Below are 24,138 nucleotides of genomic sequence, written 5' to 3'. Positions count from 1 at the left end.
GCGCCGGATCCAGCCCCGCATCCGAGGTTGGCGGCGGTGGACGCGGGTGACGATGTGCCTTGGTCACCGCGGGTTTTGGTGCCCCGCCAGAGGACTCCGTTGCACTAACGGTGAGCGAAGCCGCGGTTGATGATCCGCGGATCCAATCCGGGCCGATATCAGTGCGAAACACCGGCGACTCACAACCACGACTATGCTTTGACGGCGTGACTAGACGCGGAAAGATCGTCTGCACCCTCGGGCCGGCTACGCAACAGGACGACTTGGTCAAAGAGCTGGTCGAAGCCGGAATGGACGTCGCCCGAATGAACTTCAGCCATGGCGACTACGCGGATCACGAAGCCGCATATGAACGCGTGCGTGCTGCCTCTGACGCCACGGGGCGTGCGGTCGGCGTGCTCGCCGATCTGCAAGGCCCGAAGATCAGGTTGGGCCGCTTCGCTGATGGGCCGACCTATTGGGCTGACGGGGACACGGTCCGGATCACGGTCGAGGAGTGTGAAGGGTGCCGTGACCGGGTATCCACCACCTACAAGAGGCTGGCCCAGGATGCGGTAGCCGGTGACCGAGTGCTCGTTGATGACGGCAAGGTCGGATTGATCGTCGATCACATCGACGGCAACGACGTGGTCTGCACAGTCGTAGAAGGCGGCCCGGTCAGCAACAACAAGGGAATCTCCCTGCCGGGGATGAATGTATCTGCGCCGGCGCTATCGGAGAAGGACATCGACGACCTCACGTTCGCGCTCAACCTGGGTGTCGACATGGTCGCGCTGTCCTTCGTGCGGTCGCCTTCGGACGTGGAACTCGTGCATGAGGTGATGGACCGGATCGGCCGGCGAGTTCCGGTGATCGCGAAGCTGGAAAAGCCCGAAGCGATCGACAATCTCGAAGCCATCGTGTTGGCATTCGACGCCGTCATGGTGGCCCGCGGCGACCTGGGGGTAGAGCTGCCGCTGGAAGAGGTCCCGCTGGTACAGAAGCGGGCCATCCAGATCGCCCGGGAGAACGCCAAACCGGTGATCGTGGCGACCCAGATGCTCGACTCGATGATCGAGAACTCGCGGCCCACCCGTGCCGAGGCCTCTGACGTCGCCAACGCCGTGCTTGACGGCGCCGATGCCCTGATGCTGTCCGGTGAGACCTCGGTGGGCAAGTACCCACTTGCTGCGGTCCGGACGATGTCGCGCATCGTCTGCGCGGTTGAAGAGAACTCGACGGCGGCCCCGCCGTTGACCCATGTGCCGCGCACCAAGCGGGGAGTGATCTCCTATGCGGCCCGCGACATCGGTGAACGACTCGACGCCAAGGCGTTGGTCGCCTTCACTCAGTCCGGCGATACCGTGCGACGGCTTGCTCGGCTGCATACCCCATTGCCGCTGCTGGCCTTCACCGCTTGGCCCGAGGTGCGCAGTCAGCTCGCGATGACCTGGGGCACCGAGACTTTCATCGTCCCGGAGATGGACTCGACTGACGGCATGATTCGGCAGGTCGACAAATCGCTGCTAGAACTCGGCCGCTACAAGCGTGGTGATCTGGTGGTCATCGTCGCGGGTGCACCGCCGGGGACCGTGGGTTCGACCAATCTGATTCACGTGCACCGGATCGGTGAGGACGACGTCTAACCTGGCCCAGGAGCCGGGGAATTGAGTCCCACCCAGGAATCCGTGCGACCGCGAAGCGCCGCCTGAGCTCGGCCACCGAATCTGGAGGAGAGCGAGCCCATGCCGGCCGGCGATGAGCCCAACGTGCGAGACGAAGCCAAGTCGGACTTCGAGGAACTGCTCGCGGTCCTAGACCTCAAACGCGTCGCGGATGATCGGTTCATCGGGGCCCATCCCAGCAAGAACCCGATGCGAACATTCGGTGGGCTGCTGATGGCTCAGTCATTTGTTGCCAGCAGCCGCACGTTGCTTCGAGACGATCTAGCGCCCAGCGCGCTCTCGGTGCACTTCATCAACGGTGGCGACACGACGAAAGACATCGAATTCCAGGTGGTGCGGCTGCGCGACGAGCGTCGTTTCGCCAATCGACGGATCGACGCGGTGCAGAATGGGACGCTGCTGTCCTCGGCGATGATCTCCTACATGTCGGGCGGGCGTGGGCTCGAGCATGGTGTCGAGCCGCCGCCGGTGGCCGATCCAGAAACTCGCCCGCCCATTGGCGAGCTGCTGCGCGGCTACGAGGAGACCGTTCCGCACTTCGTCAACGCGCTGCAGCCGATCGAATGGCGCTACACCAACGATCCGTCCTGGGTGATGCGTGACAAAGGGGAGCGGCTGCACTACAACCGGGTCTGGGTAAAGGCTTTGGGTAAACTGCCCGACGATCCGATCCTGCACACCGCGACGATGCTGTATTCCTCGGATACCACCGTGCTGGACTCGGTGATCACCACCCACGGCCTGTCCTGGGGGTTTGACCGCATTTTCGCCGCCTCGGCCAACCATTCGGTGTGGTTTCACCGGCAGGTCGACTTCAACGATTGGGTGCTGTATTCCACATCGTCACCGGTGGCGGCAGACTCACGCGGCCTGGGCACTGGGCACTTCTTCAATCGCACCGGCCAGCCGGTGGCGACGGTGGTGCAGGAAGGCGTGCTGAAGTATTTCCCCGCCGCACGACGATAGACCCCGCGCGAGGATGCGCGCAGCGGCGACGACAAGCACCTGAACTTGGGCCGGTCCGGCTCTGCTCAGGCGTAACGTTCCTGGTAGTAGGCGCACCGCCCAGCTGAGAATCGCGCTGTCGGGAGGTGAGTGTGGACGGATCGTCGGTCGAGGTTGTGCCGCGCGTTCGGGCACGCGAACGCGTTGTCGTCAACGTCGACTCTGTCACCGCCCGCTGCGTTGGGGCACTGGCGGTGTTCTGCGCGGCCTGCTGGCTCATTGCGTTGCTGGCCCGAAACTACCGGCACGAGGATTGGCAGGCCGCTGGCCGGCTGAGCTGGTCGTTGACGGTGCTGGCCGCGGTGGCGCTGATCGCGCGAGGCATCTTCCTGGGGCGCCCGGTGACTGCGATGCATGCGATTGTGGCCGCCTTGATCCTGGTCCTTGGCTTGGGCGCGCATGTGTTGTCTTTTAGTCTGGCCGGTGAACTATTGATCGCCGGATCGGGACTGGTGCTGATGTGGCCAACGTCGGCGCATCCGCGGCCCGAGGAACTACCGCGAGTGTGGGCCTTGATCAACGCCACCAGTGCGGATCCGTTGGCGCCGTTCGCGATGCAGGCGGGCAAGTGCTATCACTTCAACGCGGCCGGCACCGCGGCGCTGGCATATCGGACGCGGATGGGTTTTGCGGTCGTCGCCGGCGACCCCATTGGTGCGGAATCGCAGTTTCCGCAACTGATCGCCGACTTCGCCGCCATGTGTCACACCCACGGCTGGCGGATCGCGGTCTTGGCTTGCAGCGAGCGGCGGCTTGACCTATGGGCCGACCGTGCGGTGGTCGGCCAATCCCTGCGCGCGGTTCCCATCGGTTGCGATGTCGTCATCGACGTGCGGAGCTTCGCCATGGTGGGCCGAAAGTTCCGCAACCTGCGTCAGGCCGTCAAGCGCACCCGCAACGCGGGCATCACCACCGAAATCGTGGCCGAGCAGGAGCTCGACGACACACGGCGGGCAGAGCTGGCCGAGATGCTGCTGGCATCACCCAAAGGGGCCCGAAACGACCGTGGCTTCTGCATGAGTCTGGACGGCGTGCTCGAAGGTACATACCCCGGGGTGCAGCTGATCATTGCTCGCGATGTTTCCGGGCGGGTACAGGGATTTGACCGGTTCACGACGGCCGGGCGCGGTAGCGACTACTCCCTGGATGTGCCGTGGCGTCGGAGTGGGGCCCCGAACGGGATCGACGAACGGCTCAGCGTCGACATGATCATTGCTGCCAAAGACGCGGGGGCGCAGCGACTGTCACTGGCATTCGCGGCGTTTCCGGAAATCTTCGACGAGTGTCACCGTAGCCGGCCGCAGCGCCTGTTCTACCTGTTGATCCACTTGCTTGACCCCTTGATCTCCCTCGAGTCGCTGTACCGCTACCTGTGCAAGTTCCACGCGCTCGACCAGCGGCGGTATGCGTTGATCACCGTGACTCAGGTCATTCCGCTGCTGGTCGTACTGCTCTCACTGGAGTTCATGCCGCGCCGGCGTCACCTTCGGTGAAACCTCTTGCCGGGAAGGGATGTTCATTCGGTCACACCGAATGTTTTCGGAGAGGTGGTGGGTGGCCACCACGATGGTCTTGGCGACGGGTAGCAGACCGGTCTCCGAGGATAGGAGGTAACGAAGAATGCGATCGGCGTCGATTGCGTCGAGGTGCTCGGTGGGTTCGTCGAGGAGCACGATCTGGGCAGGCGAAAGCGCTGCGCGGGCGAGCAGGAGCCGTCGGCGCTGGCCCGCGGAGACCGCCTGCGCGCCACCGATCAAGACCGCCGACAGGCCGTGGGGAAGACCGGCGAGCCACGCGCCGAGGCCGACCCTATCCAGGGTGGTCACCAGCTCGTCATCGGTGCAATCTCCGCGGACAACCAGCAAGTTGTCGCGCACGGTAGTCGCGAAGATGTGCGCGTCTTCAGCGAAAAACCCAATGGTGCTGCGTAATTCGGCGTCATCGAACCGGGTCAGACTGATTCCGTTCAATAGCACCTGCCCCTGTAGCGGCGATAGCAGCCCGGCCAGGGTCATTAGTAGGGTCGTCTTTCCGGAGCCGCTGGGGCCCGTGACGGCCAGCGGAGCCCCCGGTGACAGCTCGATCGTGGTCCGGGTGGCGTGGGCCCGTGAATGGCCGGAATAGATATCCGCTGACAGCTGGCCGAGCGTGGGGGATTCCAGCGTTGCGATCGCGGTATCGGTCGGCGGGTTGACGTCGCGCCCAGCGAGTTCGATCAACCGGTGCAACGCGATTCGGGACCGGGTCAGCTGAACCGCAGCGGCCGGGAGAGCGTTCGTGGCCTCGAAGGCAGACAGGGGCAACAACATCAGGACCGCCAGGGTGGTGGGCGCGACGGTGGGGGCCATGAGGATTCCGGCCACCACCGCTCCGAGCACGCTTGTTCCGATTGCCGCTGTCGGTACGGCTTCGGCGATCGCGGCGGGACGCGCCGCCGCATCCATGGCCTCGCCCCAGGCATGTTGTTGCCGTTGTGATTTCGCGATCACTGCAGGTAGCACGCCGCCGACCCGGAGCTCGGGGGCATGTTCGAGGGCGACCATCGCCGACTCATCCCGGCCGGCATGATGCTGGCGGGCCAGCGCTTCCTGTGATTGCGCCGCTCTGCGGGCAAGCGACGGCGCAATTATCCCGGCCACGATGAAGCACATCGTCAACACGGCAGCTGCCGGCAGTGATATGACCGCGACCACCCCGATCGCAGCCGGTGCCAGCACCGCCGCCACGCCCACCGGAACCAGGGCGCGCACCAGCACGTCAGCCAAGGTGTCAACGTCGCTACCGACGCGCGCCACCAGGTCGCCGCTGGATAACCGGAATGCCGCTGCTACCGGTCCTTCGGCTAGTCGCTGATAGATCCGGGCACGCGCGGTGCCTGCCGCGCGTAGCGCGATGTCGTGGGTGGCCAGTCGTTCGCAATAGTGCAGAACGCCCCGCGAGATCGCGAACGTCCGCACCGCGACGACGGGGATCGATAGGTCAAGCACCGGCGGCATCTGCGATGCCCGGGTTATCAGCCAGGCCGACACGCCGGCCAGTGCCAGGGCGCTGCCCAGGGACAACACCCCCAGGGCGATCGCGGCGAGCACCCGGGGCAGCCTCGGACGCAACAGGTCGTATGCGGCCGATAGGGAATCAGACCGGGACATAGCCGGCCTGAGTATCGAGTCCGTCGCGGGTTACCTCGACTACCTGGTCGCCGATGGCAACCACCGGTTCGCGATGTCCGACCACCACCACGGTCGCACCGGTGCGGGCCCGTTCGGCGATGGCCTGCAGCACTTGCTCCTCGGTGCGCGAGTCCAGGTGTGCGGTGGGCTCGTCGAGTAGCAGCACCGGGGAAGGCGATCCCAGGACGCGGGCCAGGGCCAAACGTTGTCGCTGCCCCAGCGACAAACCGACGCCGTCTCGGCCCAGCACCGTGTCCAATCCGTCCGGGAGCTCAGCCAGGACCGCGTCGAAGCCCGACGCCGCGCAGGCGCTGTCCAAATCGGCCGGCTCACCAAGTAGCACCAGGTTGTCACGGACCGTTCCGGGGATCAGCACCGAACGCTGCGGCAACCAGGACAACTGGCGCCACCAGTCGACGGGATCCAGCTCGCTGATGTCGATTCCAGCGACGGTAAGCCGCCCGTTTGACGGCGTGGTGAGCCCCGCGATCAGCTGCAATGTGGTGCTCTTGCCCGCGCCGTTTTGTCCGGTCAGCACCGTCACCTGGCCGGGTTCGATGGTGGCGGTCAAGTTGTGTGGTGATCGGCCGTCGCGTCCGGTGACGCTGAGATTTTGGAGGTGGATCGTCGCCTCACGGGCGGTTACCGCTCGTCGAGCCGGTGGGGTGCAAGCCGTTTCGCCGATGAGCGTGAATGCCTGGTCGGCCGCGGATTTCCCGTCCTGGGCGGCGTGAAACTCCACGCCAATGCGGCGCAGCGGCCAGTACACGTCCGGGGCCAGCAGTAACACTGTGAGACCGGCGGTCAGTGTCATTTCACCGAACACCAAGCGCAGTCCGATGCTGACGGCAATCACAGCCACGCCCAGAGTCGCCAGCAGTTCGAGCACCAGAGCTGACAAGAAGGCAATTCGCAGTGTCGCCAGGGCCGAGCGCCGATGCGCGGCGCTGAGCTCGGCGATGCGTTGTTCAGGGCCGGAGGCTCGGCCCAGCGCCCGCAGGGTGGGGATTCCGGCGATCAGATCCAGCAATCGGGCCTGCAAGGTGGCCATTGCGGCCAGAGCCGCCGCTGACCGCTCAGCGGTAGCCAACCCGATCAAGACCATGAAGACCGGGATCAGTGGAAGGGTGATCACCGCGATCAGCGCCGACTTCACGTCGTAGACCGCGATCATCACCACGGTGGCCGGGGTCAGGATCGCCGCAAGAAACAGCGTGGGCAGGTAACCGGTGAAATAGGGTCGCAAGCCGTCCAGTCCGCGGGTTACCACCACCGCGGCGGCATCGCGTTGTGCCGCCAATTCGTTGGGCTGGTGGGCCGTCACCGACTCCAGCACCTGCCCACTGAGCTCGGCGATCACCGCGCTGGCCCCGCGCTGGCCCAGGCGCGCCTGCAGCCAGTGCGTCACCGCGCGCAACGCCCACAGCGCCGACAACATCAACAGCGAGCCCAGCCAGCAGCGTAGACACCGTGCCGAGGGGTCGCTGGCGACGCGCGCGACCATGCTCGCCAGCACGATCGCCGACGCAATGGCACAGCCCGAGATGACCACTCCGCAGGTCACCGAGGCGATCAGATAGCACCGCAACGCGGCCGACGCCCGCCACAGCCGCGGGTCCAGCGGCGCGCGGGTGGTCGAGGCCCTTGCGGTCAGGAGGGGCGCCTAGCCAGACCTATCGACGGCGGTATCCGCTCGGCCGAAATCCGCTGCCGGAAGACCCAGTACGTCCAGGCCTGGTAGACCACCGTCAGCGGGGCGAACAACGCGGTAACCCAGGTCATGATCTTGAGCGTGTAGGGCGTCGAGGAGGCGTTGTAGATCGTTACGTTCCATCGCTCGTTGAGCGTCGACGGCACCAGATTCGGGTATAGGGCACCGAACAGCAGGAGCACCACGGCCGCCACTACCACCGCGATGCAGAGGAACGCCCAGCCATCGGATACGCGTCGCCAGACCAGCAGCACCGCCGCCAGCTGCGCAACCACGGCCACCCCCAGCAAGGCCCAGGTCCACTGCTTGCCATAAGCCAACTGGGTCCAAACCCCAAATCCGGCGACCAGGACCGTGACGGGAAGCGACAACACGACGGCAAACCGGTATGCGTCGTCGCGAATCGGGCCCGCCGTCTTCAAGGCGACAAACACCGCCCCGTAGAACAGAAACAGGCCGGCGGTGGCCAATCCGCCCAACAGGGTGTACGCGTTGAGCACATCGCCGATCGACAGGGCCACGCGACCGTTGGCATCGACGGGCAGGCCTCGCACCAGGATGGCGAATGCGACGCCCCAGAGTATGGCCGGCAACCAGGACCCGGCTGCAATGCCGAAGTCGGCCAGCGCACGCCACTTTGGGTCATCGACCTTGCCGCGCCACTCGATGGCCACCGAGCGCACGATCATGCCGAACAAGATGGCCAGCAGCGGCAAGTACAGCGTGGAGAACACCGTGGCGTACCAGCCGGGAAATGCGGCGAACATGGCCGCGCCGCTGGTGATCAGCCACACCTCGTTGCCGTCCCAAACCGGTCCAATGGTGTTGAGAGCGGTGCGCCGGTGGATCTCCGGATCACCCGTGCCGAAATGTGCGAAGGGTGCCATCAGCATGCCTACGCCGAAGTCGAATCCCTCGAGGATGAAGAATCCAAGGAACAGCACCGCGATGACAGCGAACCACAACTCTTGGAGTCCCAACGGTCAGCTCCCTTCTCTTGAGTTGGTGGCTTGGGCCTTGCCCGGTCTCAATAGGCGAACGACAGAGGTGCTACCTCGTCGTCGTCGGGTGCGCGTGGTGGAGCAGGCTCGGCGTCGTGTTCCAGCGGGCCCTCGACTATGTAGCGTTTGAGCAGCCAAAACCAGATGACCGCGAGCACCGCGTAGACAAGCGTGAATGTCACCAGGGAGGTGACGACCGTGGCGGTGGTCAGGTTGGACACCGCGGTTGCGACGGTGAGCCGAACGTTGGGGTCACCGGTTGGGTTCGGGGCCACGATCCAGGGCTGGCGGCCCATCTCGGTGAACACCCACCCGGAGATGTTGGCCAGGAACGGAGTCGGAATCGTCAGCAGCGCAAACCATCCGAACCAACGCTTGTCCGGGATGCGTCCACCGCGAGTCAGCCACAGCGCAAGCAACGCGAACAGGACTGGGATTGCCAGGAATCCGATCATGGCGCGAAACGACCAGTAGGTGACGAAGAGATTGGGGCGGTAGTCATTTGGACCGAATCGCTGTTGGTAGTCCCGTTGCAGGTCACGCACGCCTTGCAGGGTGACGTTGGTCGGCCTGCCCTGCGCCAGGATCGGTAATACGTAGGGCACCTCGATGACTCGGGTGAGGCCATCGCAGTTGTTCTGCCGGCCCACCGTGAGGATGGAAAAGTTCGGATCGGTTTGGGTGTCGCACAATGACTCTGCCGAAGCCATCTTCATCGGCTGCTGCTGAAACATCAGCTTGCCTTGGTAGTCGCCGCTGAAGAACAGGCCGACCGTGGCGATCAACGCCACCCAACACCCCAGGATGGTCGCCGGACGGTACATGGCCCGGGTACCCGGCGGTACGGGGGAATTCTTGGAACGCACCAGCCACCAGGCGCTCACGGCGGCGACGAACGTCCCGGCGGTGAGGAATGCGCCCGTGACCGTGTGGGCAAATGCGGTTCGCCCGGTGTTGTTGGTGAGCAAGGCCACGATGCTGTTCAGTTCGGCACGGTGGGTTTCGGGGTTGTAGTGCGCACCGACCGGGTGTTGCATGAACGAATTGGCCGTGATGATGAAGAACGCGGACACGTTCACGCTGATCGCGACTATCCAGATGCAGGCCAGGTGGACAAGGCGGGGCAACCTGCTCCAGCCGAAGATCCACAATCCGATGAAGGTGGATTCGAAGAAGAAGGCCATCAGGCCCTCCATGGCCAGGGGGGCGCCGAAGATGTCGCCGACGAACCGTGAGTACTCGCTCCAGTTCATTCCGAACTGGAATTCTTGGACGATCCCCGTCGCCACGCCGATGGCGAAGTTGATCAGGAACAACTTCCCGAAGAACTTGGTCAGTCGGTACCACGCGGGGTTGTCGGTGATCACCCAGGCCGTCTGCATGATGGCCAGCAGGGGAGCAAGGCCGATCGTGAGCGGTACGAAAATAAAGTGGTAGACGGTGGTGATACCGAACTGCCAACGCGAAACATCGACGACATTCATGTGCCATCTCCCGGGCCTGCGGGTGGTCTTACCGTGCTACGACGAAGTGTAGTAGGCCGGGCGGCTCCGACGCTAGCGTCAATTGAGCCACCCGGCCCGAGGGTCAGAGCCCTAGCGACTTAGATGCCTTGCGGATACCGAAGGACGACACGACTTCGAACGCGCCGATGACCACCAGCCACACGCCCACGACGATGGCCAGGGTGATGATCGACTCGAACGGCGCGCCCATCACCACCACGCCGGCGATCAGGCTGATGACACCGATGAAAATCGACCATCCGCGACCCGGCAGGGTGGGGTCGCTGATTGCCGACACCGTGGTGGCGACGCCGCGGAAGATGAATCCGATGCCGATCCAGATGGCCAGCAGCAAGACCGCATTGCCGAAGTGGCGGAAGGCCAGCACGGCCAGGATCAGCGAAGCCGCGCCGCTGATGAACAGCAGGATTCGACTGCCCGCCGACACATGCAGGCTGAACGCGAACATGACCTGCGCGATCCCGGTCAGGATGAGGTAGACGCCGAAGGCGACGGCAGCAACCAAGACCGAAATTCCTGGCCAGGCCAGGATTAACGCGCCAAGGATCAGCGACAGGATTCCCGATGTCAGCGTTGACTTCCACAGATGCGGTAACAAGCTTGGGACAGGTGAGGTTTCCATGGCCGCAGTGTGACACATGTGACGGTCCTGGCAAAGGGGCAAAGGGTTGTGTCTAGTGGGCCGACCGGACGTGCCGAAAACTAGACGCGCGCGGCGTTCGGCTCATCGGCGGGCACGGCGGTGGGTTCGTCGATCGGCTTGCGGCCGATCAGATACCAGGTGCGCATCACACCTTTTCCTTTGACATTGATGTGTCCGCGCTCCTGGAGCACAAAGTCTTTGTTGAGCCGCTCGTAGACCTCATCCGGCACCTGGATCTTGCCCACCGAGTCGGTGGATTCCATCCGGGACGCAACGTTGACGGCGTCGCCCCAAACGTCATAGAAGAACCTGCGTGAGCCCACCACACCCGCGACGACGGGGCCGGTGGCCAGGCCGACCCGTAGCGGCACTGAGCGGTTGTGCGGATCCTTCATGCCGGCGGCGACATCAACCATGTCGAGCGCAAAATCTGCCAACGCCTGCACATGATCGGGCCGTGGCCGTGGCACTCCGCTGACCACCATGTAGGAGTCGCCGCTGACCTTGATCTTTTCCAGCCCGTATTTGTCCACCAGGGCGTCGAAAGCGCTGTAGAGACGGTCTAGGAATCGAACCAGATCGGCCGGCGCGGTCGAGCTCGCGCGCTCGGTGAAGCCGACGATGTCGGCGAACAGCACGGAGGCCTCTTCGTATTTGTCGGCGATGATGTTTCGCTCGGGCTCCTTGAGCCGGTCCGCCACACTCACCGGCAGCATGTTGGCCAGCAGCGCCTCTGAACGGTCGTACTGCGCCTCCATGACGGCCTCGGCGCGCGCGGTGTCTCGAAGGGCAAACCACACCGTGACGAACACCAGGAGGCACGCGGAGACGGTGGTGATGATGCAGCCGAGGGATTGGAGCCATGCCGACTGGGCGCCGGTGTTACGCGGAACTACGAATTCCACGGTGATGATCAGGGCGGCGGCGAGCGCCGCGAGGCCGCTCGCAAGCACCACGTGTTCAATGCCCAGCACCAGCACGACCAGGCAGGCACCCACCAGGAAGAACATCTGAGCTCCCGACCCGGTGCCCACATTCCAGCAGCTGGCGAAAACCGAGACATAGGCTGCGCCGACAAACGTCAGCGGCGCCACCAGCTCCCCGAAGCGGTGCAGCATCGGGACGGTCGCAAAGACCAACGTTGCGGCGATGTTGATCAGGGTGATCTGCCAGATCCACGCCTGTGTGAGGAATTGCACCAGGATAAAGCTGCTGCTGATCAGCACCGCCAACAAGGCGGCGATGCTCAGGACCCGGGCACGGCGCGCCGCACTGTGGGCGTAGTGCTGATTGAGGTCACGGGTTTGCTCGCGGACGGCCGCGACCGAGTCCGGGCGGGGCAAGCCGTCAGACGATCGCCGTGCGGTACGACACTTCTTAGCCGATTTCTTGGCCGGCACGGCTCAAAGCCTACCGGTGCGCCCGTTGTCTACCCAGTCGAACGACCACGTCCCGGCGCGTTTTGGATGCTTGCTGCGCCGGTAGTTCGCTGCTGAGCTGGTGCCCTCGGTGAGATTCGAACTCACACTGGACGGGTTTTGAATCCGTTTCCTCTGCCAGTTGGGATACGAGGGCCTGTCGCTTGTCCGTTGCGGCTTACTACCTTAGATGAGCCTCAAACCATAGTGGATTTGACTCCTCGTCCCGACTCACCGCCCCCCAAGGTTCCTGATTCCAGCCGCTCACGTCACAATGTCCGTCATGACCGGCCCCACCACCGATGCCGATGCCGCGAAGACACGCCGAGTCCTGATCGCGGAAGATGAAGCGCTCATCCGCATGGACTTGGCCGAAATGCTGCGAGAGGAGGGGTACGACATCGTCGGCGAGGCCGGCGACGGCCAGGAGGCCGTCGAGCTTGCCGAGCTGCACAAGCCCGATCTGGTGATCATGGATGTGAAGATGCCGCGCCGCGACGGCATCGACGCCGCGTCGGAGATCGCCACTAAGCGCATTGCGCCGATCGTGGTGCTGACCGCGTTCAGTCAGCGCGATCTGGTCGAACGCGCTCGCGATGCCGGGGCGATGGCGTACCTGGTGAAGCCTTTCACCGTCAGTGACCTGGTTCCGGCGATTGAACTGGCGGTGAGCCGGTTCAGCGAGATCAGTGCGCTGGAAAACGAAGTCGCCACACTGTCGGACCGTCTGGAAACGCGCAAGCTCGTTGAGCGTGCCAAAGGCTTGCTGCAGGCCAAACAAGGGATGACCGAGCCAGAGGCCTTCAAGTGGATCCAGCGGGCCGCCATGGACCGGCGGACCACCATGAAGCGGGTGGCTGAGGTGGTCCTGGAAACCCTGGATACCCCCGACGAGGCCTAGTCCCGGGCGCGCCGACCCGTCACGCCAGACACAGCGCGTCGCCGCTAGCGCGCCACGATCACCGAGGAACCGTGCCCGAACAGGCCCTGGTTCGCCGTCACGCCCACCCTGGCGTTCTCCACTTGCCGGCCGGTGGCCTGACCGCGCAGCTGCCAGTTCAACTCGCAGACTTGGGCAATGGCCTGAGCGGGGATTGCCTCGCCGAAGCAGGCCAGCCCACCGGACGGGTTGACCGGCAGCCTGCCGCCGATGGTCGTCGCTCCGCTGCGCAGCAGCGCCTCGGCTTCACCTTTCGGGCACAGACCCAGGTGCTCGTACCAGTCAAGTTCTAGCGCGGTGGACAGGTCGTACACCTCAGCCAGGCTCAGGTCCTCGGGGCCTATGCCGGCTTCGGTATAGGCCGCATCGAGGATCTGATCCTTGAACACTCGCTCCGGTGCGGGGACTACCGCCGTGGAATCCGTTGCGATGTCCGGCAATTCGGGCAGATGTTGTGGGTAGCGCGGGGTCACGGTGCTGACCGCGCGCACCGATGGCACCCCGTCGAGCGAGCCCAGGTGTTCGCGAGCGAACTTTGCGCTGGCCACGATCAAGGCCGCCGCGCCGTCGGAGGTGGCGCAGATATCCAGCAACCGCAACGGTTCAGCCACTACCTGGCTGGCCAGCACGTCCTCGACCGAGACTTCCTTGCGGTAGCGGGCGTTGGGGTTTTGCAGGCCGTGCCGGGAGTTCTTGACTTTCACCTGGGCGAAATCCTCGAGGGTGGCCCCGTACAGGTCCATCCGGCGCCGCGCGAGCAAGGCGAAGTAGACCGGGTTGGTAGCCCCGATCAGGTGGAATCGCTGCCAATCGGGATCGTTTTTGCGCTCACCGCCGACCGGGGCGAAAAACCCTTTCGGGGTGGTGTCGGCGCCGACCACCAACGCAACATCGCAGAATCCGGCCAGAATCTGGGCCCGCGCGCTTTGCAGCGCCTGGGAGCCGCTGGCGCACGCGGCGTAGCTCGAACTGACCGGCACGCCGTTCCAGCCGAGCTTCTGCGCGAAGGTGGCGCCGGCCACAAAGCCCGGGTATCCGTTGCGGATGGTGTCCGCGCCGGCCACCAGCTGGATCTGGCGCCATTCCAAACCGGCTTCGCGCAGGGCGGCGCGGGCGGCAGCGACCCCGTATTCGGTGAAGTCGTTGCCCCACTTGCCCCACGGGTGCATTCCGGCGCCAAGGATGTAAAGGGGTTCGGGGGCACTCATCAGGCGATCCTCCAGGCGTACACGATGCGTTCGACGCCGTCCTCGTCGGTGAACAGCGGCATGGTCGTCAGCTCCATCTCCATGCCGATCTTCAAGTCGGCGGCCAGCGTGCCTTCGACAACTTTGCCTAGCACGATCAGCCCCTCGTCGGCGAGCTCCACCGCGGCGACGGCGAACGGCTCAAAGGGGTCGGGGGACGGGTAGGGCGGGGGCGGAGCGTAACGGTTCTCGGTGTAGCTCCACAGCTTTCCCCGACGGGATAAAGCAACGGACTCTAGTTTGTCGTTGGCGCAAGCCGGATTGGGGCAGTTGTTCTCGCGAGGGGGGAAAACATAAGTACCGCACGGGGGGCACTTACTGCCGATCAGATGGGGGCTTCCGGCTTCATCGGTGGTGAACCAACCCGCGACCGCCGGTTGTTGACTGGTGACCTCTGGCACCGGGCCAGCCTACCCAGCACGAGCACAAAACTGAAACGTGTTGCAGTTCTGCCGGCGGTTGGGCCCGGTCGGCGCGTCGCACCGGATGCCTAGAGTGTGAGCCGTGAGTGTCGCGACCGAGCAATCCACAAAGCCGACGCTGATGTTGCTAGACGGCAATTCGCTAGCCTTTCGCGCGTTCTATGCGCTGCCCGCGGAGAACTTCAAGACCCGCGGCGGGCTAACCACCAATGCCGTCTACGGCTTCACCGCCATGTTGATCAATCTCCTGCGCGACGAAGCGCCCACGCATATCGCGGCGGCATTTGACGTGTCACGGCAGACTTTCCGCTCCGAGCGCTATCCGGAGTACAAGGCCAATCGAAGCTCGACCCCCGACGAGTTCCACGGTCAGATCGACATCACCAAGGAAGTTCTCAACGCGCTGGGGATCACGGTGCTGGCCGCACCGGGATTTGAGGCCGACGACATCATCGCGACGTTGGCCACCCAGGCTGAAGGGGAGGGGTACCGGGTGCTGGTCGTCACCGGCGACCGAGACTCCCTGCAACTGGTCAGCGATGACGTGACCGTGCTCTACCCGCGCAAGGGCGTCAGCGAACTCACCCGCTTCACCCCGGAGGCCGTCGTGGAGAAGTACGGGCTCACCCCAGTGCAGTATCCCGACTTCGCCGCCTTGCGCGGTGATCCCAGCGACAACCTGCCCGGCATTCCCGGAGTGGGGGAGAAGACCGCGTCCAAGTGGATTGTCGAATACGGTTCGTTGCAGGGGCTGGTCGACCAGGTTGACTCGGTGCGCGGCAAGGTTGGCGACTCGCTGCGGGCGAATCTGGCCAGCGTGGTGCGCAACCGGGAACTCACCGATCTGGTGCGCGACGTGCCGTTGGCGCAGACCCCAGAGGCCTTGCGGCTGCAGCCCTGGGACCGCGACCAGATTCACCGGCTGTTCGACGACCTCGAGTTCCGGGTGTTGCGCGACCGGCTCTTCGATACGCTGGCCGCCGTCGAACCCGAGGTCGACCAGGGGTTTGATGTTCGCGGAGGTGCGGTGTCGCCCGGCGCAGTGGCGCAGTGGCTGGCCGAGCATGTCGTGGACGGGCGTCGCTGCGGCCTGACGGTCGTGGGTACCCATCTGCCCCATGGTGGCGACGCCACCGCACTGGCCATCGCCGCCGCCGACGGCGAGGGCGGCTACATCGACACCGCGACGCTGACCCCCGATGACGACGCGGCGCTGGGTGAGTGGCTGGCCGACCCCGCCAAACCCAAGGCACTGCATGAGGCGAAGCTGGCTATCCACGATCTGCGGGGCCGAGGCTGGACGCTCAACGGTGTCACTTCCGACACCGCGCTGGCCGCCTATCTGGTTCGTCCGGGCCAGCGCAGCTTCACTCTCGACGATCTCTCACTGCGCTACCTGCGCCGCGAATTGCGGGCAGAAACACCTGAGCAGCAGCAACTTTCGCTGCTCGATGATGACGACACCGACGTCGCGGCCGCCCAGACCGCAATCCTGCGGGCGCGCGCCGTCATAGACCTCGCCGATGCGCTGGACGCCGAGCTGGACAGGATCGACTCCACCGGGTTGCTGGCCGACATGGAGTTGCCGGTGCAACACGTGCTCGCGGAAATGGAAACGGCCGGCATCGCGGTCGATCTGACGATGCTCGGCGGGCTGCAAAGCCACTTCGCCGACCAGATCCGCGATGCCGCTGAAGCCGCCTACGCCGTGATCGGCAAGCAGATCAACCTGGGCTCACCCAAGCAACTGCAGGTTGTGCTGTTCGACGAGCTGGGAATGCCGAAGACCAAGCGGACCAAGACGGGTTACACCACCGACGCGGACGCGCTGCAGTCGTTGTTCGACAAGACCGGACATCCTTTTCTGCAGCATTTGTTGGCGCACCGCGATGTCACCCGCCTGAAGGTGACCGTGGACGGGTTGTTGAACTCGGTCGCCGACGACGGCCGGATTCACACCACCTTCAATCAGACCATCGCCGCAACGGGCCGGTTGTCGTCGACGGAGCCCAACCTGCAGAACATCCCGATCCGTACCGACGCCGGCCGCCAGATCCGCGACGCTTTCGTGGTCGGCGACGGATACAGCGAGCTGATGACCGCCGACTACAGCCAGATCGAGATGCGGATCATGGCTCACCTGTCGCGCGATGAGGGTCTTATCGAAGCCTTCAACACCGGCGAGGATCTGCACTCGTTTGTGGCCTCGAGGGCCTTCGGTGTGCCCATCGACGAAGTAACCGGTGAGTTGCGCCGCCGGGTGAAGGCGATGTCCTACGGGTTGGCATACGGGCTGAGCGCCTACGGGCTGTCCAGCCAGCTCAAGATCTCCACCGAGGACGCCAAGGTCCAGATGGATCAGTACTTCTCTCGATTCGGTGGGGTGCGTGACTACCTGATGGCCGTCGTCGAGCAGGCTCGCAAAGACGGCTACACCTCCACGGTGTTGGGGCGTCGGCGCTACCTTCCCGAGCTGGACAGCAGTAATCGACAGGTACGGGAGGCAGCGGAGCGCGCCGCGCTCAACGCACCGATCCAGGGCAGCGCCGCCGACATCATCAAGGTGGCGATGATCGAGGTCGACAAGGCGTTGAAAGAACACCCCCTCAAGTCGCGCATGTTGTTGCAGGTACACGACGAATTGCTATTCGAAGTAGCGGCCGGTGAGCGCGAACAGATCGAGGCGCTGGTACGCGACAAGATGGGCAGCGCTTATCCGCTCGATGTGCCCCTGGAGGTGTCGGTCGGCTTCGGCCGCAGCTGGGACTCGGCCGCGCACTGATCGGTGCCGCGCGGCCCGAGCTGGCTCTGCAACGCCGCACTGCTTGTCGCCCGTTCGGCCCCGCTGTCGAGCATCGTCATCGCCAATGATGTGTTCATTTCAACCGACGCTCGGGGCCTGGCTACCCGGTTGCGCCGCTGGTACAGGTGCCGCTGATGCTGCTGAAACGGTCGCGCTGCTTTGGCGGACACCCGCCCTGGGCCGGCGGGGCGCCGCAGGGTAGGCTGATCCCGATTCACCGGCTGGGCAGGCCGAGTTTGTCCAGCATGCACGCCGTCGAGTAACCTCGACGCATACCCGCTGGTGCTCGATGGCGGGTTACACCAAAAACAATTGTCCTAAGTCCCTACGATCGACCCTGTCCGGAGCAACCCAACAATATGCCGAGTCCCACCGTCACCTCGCCGCAAGTAGCCGTCAACGACATTGGCTCCGCCGAGGACTTTCTCGCCGCAATAGACCAAACGATCAAGTACTTCAACGATGGTGACATCGTCGAAGGCACCATCGTCAAAGTGGACCGGGACGAGGTGCTCCTCGACATCGGCTACAAGACCGAAGGGGTAATCCCCGCCCGCGAGCTCTCGATCAAACACGACGTCGACCCCAATGAGGTCGTTACCGTGGGCGACGAGGTCGAGGCCCTGGTTCTCACCAAAGAGGACAAAGAGGGCCGGCTCATCCTCTCCAAGAAGCGCGCACAGTACGAGCGCGCTTGGGGCACCATCGAGGCGCTCAAGGAGAAGGACGAGGCCGTCAAGGGCACCGTCATCGAGGTGGTCAAGGGTGGTCTGATCCTCGACATCGGGCTTCGTGGCTTCCTGCCTGCCTCGCTGGTCGAGATGCGCCGGGTTCGTGATCTGCAGCCGTACATCGGCAAGGAGATCGAAGCCAAGATCATCGAGCTGGACAAGAACCGCAACAACGTTGTCTTGTCGCGGCGGGCCTGGCTGGAGCAGACCCAGTCCGAGGTGCGCAGCGAATTCCTCAACCAGCTGCAGAAGGGCACCATCCGCAAGGGTGTGGTTTCCTCCATCGTCAACTTCGGCGCGTTCGTCGATCTCGGCGGTGTTGACGGTCTGGTGCACGTCTCCGAGCTGTCCTGGAAGCACATCGACCACCCGTCCGAGGTGGTTCAGGTGGGCGACGAGGTCACCGTCGAGGTGCTCGACGTCGACATGGACCGCGAGCGGGTTTCGTTGTCGCTGAAGGCGACTCAGGAAGACCCGTGGCGCCACTTCGCCCGCACCCACGCCATCGGCCAGATCGTGCCGGGCAAGGTCACCAAGCTGGTGCCCTTCGGTGCGTTCGTCCGCGTCGAGGAGGGCATCGAGGGTCTGGTGCACATCTCCGAGCTGGCTGAGCGCCACGTCGAGGTGCCCGACCAGGTGGTCGCCGTCGGCGACGACGCGATGGTCAAGGTCATCGACATCGACCTGGAGCGTCGCCGGATCTCGTTGTCGCTCAAGCAGGCCAACGAGGACTACACCGACGAGTTCGACCCGGCCAAGTACGGCATGGCCGACAGCTACGACGACCAGGGCAACTACATCTTCCCCGAGGGCTTCGATCCCGAAACCAACGAATGGATGGAAGGATTCGACACCCAGCGTGCCGAATGGGAAGCCCGCTACGCCGAGGCCGAGCGCCGGCACAAGATGCACACCACGCAGATGGAGAAGTTCGCTGCTGCGGAGGCGGCCGGACATGGCGACAACGGTGGTGGCTCGTCGAGCAGCAGCTCCTCGGAGAAGTCCGCGGGTGGATCGCTGGCTAGTGATGCCCAACTGGCCGCGCTGCGCGAAAAGCTCGCAGGTAACGGGTAGTCGCGTTCACGGATGCTGCGCATCGGGCTTACCGGTGGCATCGGTGCCGGAAAGTCGGCGCTGTCTGCGACATTCGCACAATGTGGCGGCATCATCGTCGACGGCGATGTGCTGGCTCGCGAAGTAGTTGAGCCGGGTACCGAAGGACTGGCCGCGCTGGTCGATGCCTTCGGCCATGACATCCTGCTGCCCGATGGGGCACTGGATCGGCCGGGGCTGGCTGCCAAGGCGTTTCGGGATGAGGCGTCACGCTCGAAGCTCAACGGCATCGTGCACCCGCTGGTGGCCCGCCGTCGCGCCGAGATCATCGCGGCAGTATCCGATGACGCGGTTGTCGTAGAGGACATTCCGCTGCTGGTGGAATCGGGGATGGCTCCGCTGTTCCCGCTCGTGGTTGTCGTGCATGCCGACATGGAGGTACGGCTTCGACGACTGGTCCACCAGCGCGGCATGTCCGAAGACGATGCCCGCGCCAGGATTGCCGCACAGGCTAGCGATGAGCAGCGTCGTGCCGTCGCCGATGTCTGGCTAGACAATTCCGGCAGCCTCGATGCGTTGGTCGAGCGTGCGCGGGACGTGTGGAACAACAGGATCCTGCCTTTCGCCCACAACCTGAGCGTGGGTCAGATTGCGCGGTTTCCTGCCCGTGTGGTGCCGGCAGACCCAAGTTGGCCAGAGCAGGCGCAGCGCATCGTTGCGCGCCTCAAGACCACATGCGGTCACAAGGCGTCGCGGGTCGACCACATCGGCTCGACCGCTGTCGCGGGATTCGATGCCAAGGACGTCATCGACATCCAGGTCACCGTCGAATCACTTGCGGTAGCAGACGAACTGGCCGAGGGGCTGCGCTCGGCCGGTTATCCGCGCCTTGAGCACATCACCCAGGACAACCCCAAAGAAGACCCGCGCAGCCTCATCGACCACTACGACCACGGTCGTGACCCTGCGTTGTGGCATAAGCGTTTTCATGCCTCCGCGGACCCAGGCCGACCGACGAATGTGCACATTCGGGTGGATGGCTGGCCCAATCAGCAGTTCGCCCTGTTGTTCGTGGACTGGCTGCGGGCCAATCCCGGGGCCCGCGCCGATTATCTGGCCATCAAGCGCGACGCAGAAAAGCAGGCGGCGCTCGCTGGCGGCGGCGGCGTGGAGCATTACGTCACCACAAAGGAGCCCTGGTTTCTCGACGCCTACCGGCGGGCATGGGAGTGGGCCGACTCGACCGGATGGCGGCCGTAGCCGGTCCGGTGGTGCGCCGCGCGGTTTCGCAGTTTGGGATGCGCTGTTGCGATTCCATGCCACCGGTTGGCGGCCCAGCCCCATGTGGTGCCGATCGGTCGGTGGGCGCGAGTAACGTCACGGCGATTCGGGTTCGTTTCCCATCGCTTGGCTGGGTGCAACGGCATGATCGTCGCTGCGTTTGACCAGTAGCCAGGCCTCTTCGCTGCCCTCCCGAATCCGGGTGAGGGCGTAGCCGCCCCTCAACTTCTGGCCGTGCAAGTGAAACGACAGATGACCTCGATCGAGCCCTTTGGTCATTTCATGTTGGGTTCTGTTGGCGTAGGTGCCCTGGTCCCAGACGACGACAGCGCCGGCACCGCATGCGGCGTCGGGAATCACTCCCTTGGATGAGGCCCATTTGACGGGGTGATTCTCGGTGCGACGGGCCATCCGCTTGTACTCGGGGTTGGTCGACGGACCGCTGGGGATCGCCCAGGATACGAGGACACCGCCGATCTCGAGGCGGAAGTCATAGTGATCGCTGCCTGCCGCGTGATGCTGGACGACAAAACGCGGCCCTTCGTCGGGTTTGCGCTTCTTCCAGCGGCGCCGTCCCCGATGTCGGACGCCTTGGTCGGATTGCCAGTTGTGGCGGTTGTCGCGGAGGGGCATACGACAGGATTACCCACTAGCCAATTCTGGAAACGACCCAGAAAGGGCGTCGGGTGATGCGCTCACGTGGGCCGCCATGTGAGCGCCATGCCCTTGGATGCCAGCCACCGCACCAGGTCGTAATCGTGGTGGGCCAGCCCATCGACAGCGGACACCGCCCTGTGCACCGCTTGCTCGGCCGCCTCGGGGGTCAGCAGGCCGTGGTGGAAGGCGCCCAGCAACTCGCCGACGTCAGCCAGTTTCGCCCCCTGACCAGTGCGAACTTCGATGTCGATGTAGTGGTCCTCGGAGTGCCATTTCGCGGGACCCGCGGTGTATTCGCCCACGTCGAGGTAATAGTCGAAATCGCGCTCATGCCCCGGATTGAAGTGGAAGACCGTGGCGCGCAACCCCAACGACGGCAACAGCCACGACTCGAGGTAGTGGAACTGGGCGCGGCCCGGAGTGGGCCGGGCCAGGTAGAGCCCCCACGGGTGCACCGCATACTCATCGACCGCCCGCACGATGCCTTTGGGATCGGTATTGGTGCGGGAGGCCACGTCGAAGGATTCGTGCTTGGGCGGATGAATGATGACACCCTACCGACCGCTCAGACCCGTGGTTGTCTCCCTCCGGCATCAGGGTGCCGGCGGGCATTGCGGGTACGCTCGCCGGGCTTCTTGTCGGTGTCTGCCTTTACCTTGGTGGCATGGCTTTTGCCACTGAGCATCCTGCCGACCACGTGCCGGTCGCGCATTCGGAATACCGTGCCGTCGATGACGTGGTGCGTACCGGCGCCAGTTTCGAGGTAATCAGCCCGCACGATCCAGCCGGCGATCAGCCGGCCGCGATCAACGAACTGGAACGCAGAATCCGAGCCGGCGAGCGTGACGTGGTGCTGCTCGGCGCGACCGGAACCGGAAAGTCGGCTACCACGGCGTGGCTGATCGAACGATTGCAGCGGCCCACCCTGGTGATGGCGCCGAACAAGACCCTGGCTGCGCAGCTGGCCAATGAGCTGCGAGAGATGCTGCCGCACAACGCTGTCGAGTACTTCGTGTCGTACTACGACTACTACCAGCCCGAGGCGTATATCGCCCAGACCGACACCTACATCGAAAAGGACAGTTCCATCAACGATGACGTGGAGCGGCTGCGGCACTCCGCGACCTCCGCGCTGCTGTCGCGGCGTGACGTGGTGGTGGTGGCCTCGGTGTCCTGTATCTATGGTCTGGGCACCCCACAGTCCTACCTGGATCGTTCGGTCGAACTGCAGGTCGGCACCGACGTCCCACGCGACGGCCTGCTGCGGCTGCTGGTGGACGTGCAGTACACCCGCAACGACCTGTCTTTCACTCGCGGTTCCTTCCGGGTGCGCGGTGACACCGTGGAAATCATCCCGTCCTATGAGGAGCTGGCGGTCCGCATCGAGTTCTTCGGCGACGAAATCGAGGCGCTCTATTACCTTCACCCGCTGACCGGCGACGTGGTCCGGCAGGTCGATTCGCTACGCATCTTCCCGGCCACCCACTATGTGGCCGGGCCGGAGCGGATGGCACAGGCGATCTCCACGATCGAGGAGGAGCTTGCCGAGCGCCTCGCCGAACTGGAGGGCCACGGCAAGCTGCTGGAGGCGCAGCGGCTGCGGATGCGCACCAACTACGACATCGAGATGATGCGGCAGGTCGGGTTCTGCTCGGGCATCGAGAACTACTCGCGCCACATCGACGGACGGCCCGCCGGCTCAGCTCCTGCAACGCTGTTGGACTACTTCCCGGAGGATTTCCTGCTGGTCATCGACGAGTCACACGTCACCGTTCCGCAGATCGGCGGCATGTATGAGGGCGACATTTCGCGCAAGCGTAACTTGGTGGAGTTCGGATTCCGGTTGCCCTCGGCGGTGGACAATCGTCCGTTGCAGTGGGAGGAGTTCGCCGATCGGATTGGGCAGACGGTGTACCTGTCGGCCACGCCGGGGCCCTACGAACTGAGCCAGTCCGGCGGTGAATTTGTCGAGCAGGTGATTCGTCCGACCGGCTTGGTGGATCCCAAGGTGGTGGTCAAACCGACCAAGGGACAGATTGACGATCTCATCGGCGAGATCCGGCAGCGGGCCGAGGCCGACCAGCGGGTGCTGGTGACGACGCTGACCAAGAAGATGGCCGAAGACCTCACCGATTACCTGCTCGAGATGGGTATCCGGGTTCGCTACCTGCACTCCGAGGTCGACACGTTGCGCCGGGTCGAGCTGCTGCGCCAGCTGCGCCTTGGTGAGTATGACGTGCTGGTCGGCATCAACCTGCTTCGTGAGGGCCTGGACCTGCCGGAAGTGTCGCTGGTGGCCATCTTGGACGCCGACAAGGAGGGCTTCCTGCGGTCGGCGCGCAGCCTGATCCAGACGATCGGCCGCGCCGCCCGCAACGTATCCGGTGAAGTGCACATGTACGCCGACAAGATCACCGACTCGATGAAGGAAGCGATCGACGAAACCGAGCGGCGGCGGGCAAAACAGGTCGCCTACAACGAGGCCAACGGGATCGACCCCCAGCCACTGCGCAAGAAGATCGCCGACATCCTCGACCAGGTCTACCGGGAGGCGGACGACACCGAAGCCGCGGAGTCAGTTCCGATCGGTGGGTCGGGTCGCAACTCATCCCGGGGCCGGCGGGCCCAGGGTGAACCCGGTCGGGCCGTCAGCGCCGGGGTATTCGAGGGTCGCGATACCTCGGCTATGCCCCGCGCCGAGCTGGCCGACCTGATCAAAGACCTGACCTCGCAGATGATGGTCGCGGCGCGCGACCTCCAATTCGAGTTGGCCGCCCGGTTCCGCGACGAGATCGCCGATCTCAAGAAGGAATTGCGCGGTATGGATGCCGCCGGGTTGAAATAGCGCAGGCGGCGATTCCTCACC

At 64.4% G+C, this 24,138-nt stretch carries 18 protein-coding genes and 1 tRNA gene; 8 read left to right on the top strand and 11 right to left on the bottom strand.

The genetic code is table 11. From position 1 onward, the window contains the following. Nucleotides 1-206: 206 nt before the first annotated feature. The 3 genes from pyk (at nt 207) to MMSP_RS17325 (ending at nt 4,162) form a co-directional block, all read left to right on the top strand. Nucleotides 207-1,625 (top strand): pyruvate kinase, encoded by a 1,419-nt coding sequence (pyk, locus tag MMSP_RS17335; protein WP_011739723.1) that lies wholly within the window; start codon nt 207-209, stop codon nt 1,623-1,625. Between the two features lie 99 nt (nt 1,626-1,724). After that, complete coding sequence (locus MMSP_RS17330; protein WP_020787683.1) at nt 1,725-2,630, top strand: acyl-CoA thioesterase II; 906 nt, start codon at nt 1,725-1,727, stop codon at nt 2,628-2,630. Nucleotides 2,631-2,761: 131 nt separating this feature from the next. Then, nucleotides 2,762-4,162, top strand: a complete 1,401-nt coding sequence (locus tag MMSP_RS17325; RefSeq protein ID WP_015355986.1) for a bifunctional lysylphosphatidylglycerol flippase/synthetase MprF — start codon at nt 2,762-2,764, stop codon at nt 4,160-4,162. On the opposite strand, the gene cydC is transcribed toward MMSP_RS17325, so the two are convergent. The 7 genes from cydC to MMSP_RS17290 all read right to left on the bottom strand — a co-directional run bounded on the left by cydC (nt 4,124) and on the right by MMSP_RS17290 (nt 12,295). Continuing rightward, a complete protein-coding gene (cydC, locus tag MMSP_RS17320) occupies nt 4,124-5,818 on the bottom strand; it encodes a thiol reductant ABC exporter subunit CydC (RefSeq protein ID WP_051153700.1) in 1,695 nt (564 codons plus the stop codon). The two genes, MMSP_RS17325 and cydC, sit on opposite strands and share 39 nt — an antisense overlap. Next, complete coding sequence (gene cydD / locus MMSP_RS17315) at nt 5,805-7,427, bottom strand: thiol reductant ABC exporter subunit CydD (RefSeq protein ID WP_020787681.1); 1,623 nt, start codon at nt 7,425-7,427, stop codon at nt 5,805-5,807. Before cydD ends, cydC begins: the two co-directional genes overlap by 14 nt. A gap of 62 nt (nt 7,428-7,489) precedes the next feature. Further along, on the bottom strand, nt 7,490-8,530 hold the full coding sequence (cydB, locus tag MMSP_RS17310) for a cytochrome d ubiquinol oxidase subunit II (RefSeq protein ID WP_020787680.1): 1,041 nt from the start codon (nt 8,528-8,530) through the stop codon (nt 7,490-7,492). Nucleotides 8,531-8,577: 47 nt separating this feature from the next. Then, entirely contained in the window at nt 8,578-10,035 is a 1,458-nt protein-coding gene (locus MMSP_RS17305; RefSeq protein WP_012394172.1) for a cytochrome ubiquinol oxidase subunit I, read from the bottom strand. A gap of 103 nt (nt 10,036-10,138) precedes the next feature. Then, a complete protein-coding gene (locus MMSP_RS17300; protein ID WP_011739729.1) occupies nt 10,139-10,717 on the bottom strand; it encodes an HdeD family acid-resistance protein in 579 nt (192 codons plus the stop codon). Nucleotides 10,718-10,779: 62 nt separating this feature from the next. Continuing rightward, nucleotides 10,780-12,120, bottom strand: a complete 1,341-nt coding sequence (locus MMSP_RS17295) for an adenylate/guanylate cyclase domain-containing protein (RefSeq protein WP_020787679.1) — start codon at nt 12,118-12,120, stop codon at nt 10,780-10,782. Between the two features lie 98 nt (nt 12,121-12,218). Next, a tRNA-Leu gene (locus tag MMSP_RS17290) sits at nt 12,219-12,295 on the bottom strand. Nucleotides 12,296-12,421: 126 nt separating this feature from the next. Between MMSP_RS17290 and MMSP_RS17285 the strand changes: the two genes are divergently transcribed. Further along, nucleotides 12,422-13,039 carry an ANTAR domain-containing response regulator gene (locus MMSP_RS17285; RefSeq protein ID WP_012394174.1) on the top strand — a complete coding sequence of 206 codons (618 nt, stop codon included), beginning with the start codon at nt 12,422-12,424 and terminating at the stop codon, nt 13,037-13,039. A gap of 44 nt (nt 13,040-13,083) precedes the next feature. On the opposite strand, the gene MMSP_RS17280 is transcribed toward MMSP_RS17285, so the two are convergent. Together MMSP_RS17280 and MMSP_RS17275 are read right to left on the bottom strand one after the other, a co-directional pair. Continuing rightward, nucleotides 13,084-14,286 (bottom strand): lipid-transfer protein, encoded by a 1,203-nt coding sequence (locus MMSP_RS17280; RefSeq protein WP_020787678.1) that lies wholly within the window; start codon nt 14,284-14,286, stop codon nt 13,084-13,086. Beyond that, complete coding sequence (locus MMSP_RS17275) at nt 14,286-14,726, bottom strand: Zn-ribbon domain-containing OB-fold protein (RefSeq protein WP_011739731.1); 441 nt, start codon at nt 14,724-14,726, stop codon at nt 14,286-14,288. Before MMSP_RS17275 ends, MMSP_RS17280 begins: the two co-directional genes overlap by 1 nt. Nucleotides 14,727-14,868: 142 nt before the next feature. Between MMSP_RS17275 and polA the strand changes: the two genes are divergently transcribed. The 3 genes from polA (at nt 14,869) to coaE (ending at nt 20,594) form a co-directional block, all read left to right on the top strand. Next, a complete protein-coding gene (polA, locus tag MMSP_RS17270; RefSeq protein ID WP_152522492.1) occupies nt 14,869-17,529 on the top strand; it encodes a DNA polymerase I in 2,661 nt (886 codons plus the stop codon). Between the two features lie 380 nt (nt 17,530-17,909). After that, nucleotides 17,910-19,355: a 30S ribosomal protein S1 gene (gene rpsA, locus MMSP_RS17265; protein WP_011739733.1), complete on the top strand. Its 1,446-nt coding sequence runs from the start codon at nt 17,910-17,912 to the stop codon at nt 19,353-19,355. A 12-nt stretch (nt 19,356-19,367) separates the two neighbouring features. Beyond that, nucleotides 19,368-20,594, top strand: a complete 1,227-nt coding sequence (gene coaE, locus MMSP_RS17260) for a dephospho-CoA kinase (protein WP_020787676.1) — start codon at nt 19,368-19,370, stop codon at nt 20,592-20,594. A gap of 117 nt (nt 20,595-20,711) precedes the next feature. Here coaE and MMSP_RS17255 read toward each other — a convergent pair whose 3' ends face one another. Together MMSP_RS17255 and MMSP_RS17250 are read right to left on the bottom strand one after the other, a co-directional pair. After that, a complete protein-coding gene (locus MMSP_RS17255) occupies nt 20,712-21,248 on the bottom strand; it encodes a DNA polymerase ligase N-terminal domain-containing protein (RefSeq protein ID WP_020787675.1) in 537 nt (178 codons plus the stop codon). Nucleotides 21,249-21,310: 62 nt separating this feature from the next. Beyond that, on the bottom strand, nt 21,311-21,751 hold the full coding sequence (locus tag MMSP_RS17250; RefSeq protein ID WP_161628264.1) for a DUF402 domain-containing protein: 441 nt from the start codon (nt 21,749-21,751) through the stop codon (nt 21,311-21,313). A gap of 185 nt (nt 21,752-21,936) precedes the next feature. Between MMSP_RS17250 and uvrB the strand changes: the two genes are divergently transcribed. Further along, a complete protein-coding gene (uvrB, locus tag MMSP_RS17245) occupies nt 21,937-24,117 on the top strand; it encodes an excinuclease ABC subunit UvrB (RefSeq protein ID WP_012394180.1) in 2,181 nt (726 codons plus the stop codon). Nucleotides 24,118-24,138 lie beyond the last annotated feature (21 nt).

It is taken from the genome of Mycobacterium sp. 012931 (assembly GCF_000419295.1).
Classification (GTDB): Bacteria; Actinomycetota; Actinomycetes; order Mycobacteriales; family Mycobacteriaceae; genus Mycobacterium; species Mycobacterium marinum.
This window is presented reverse-complemented; position numbering and strand designations above follow the sequence as displayed.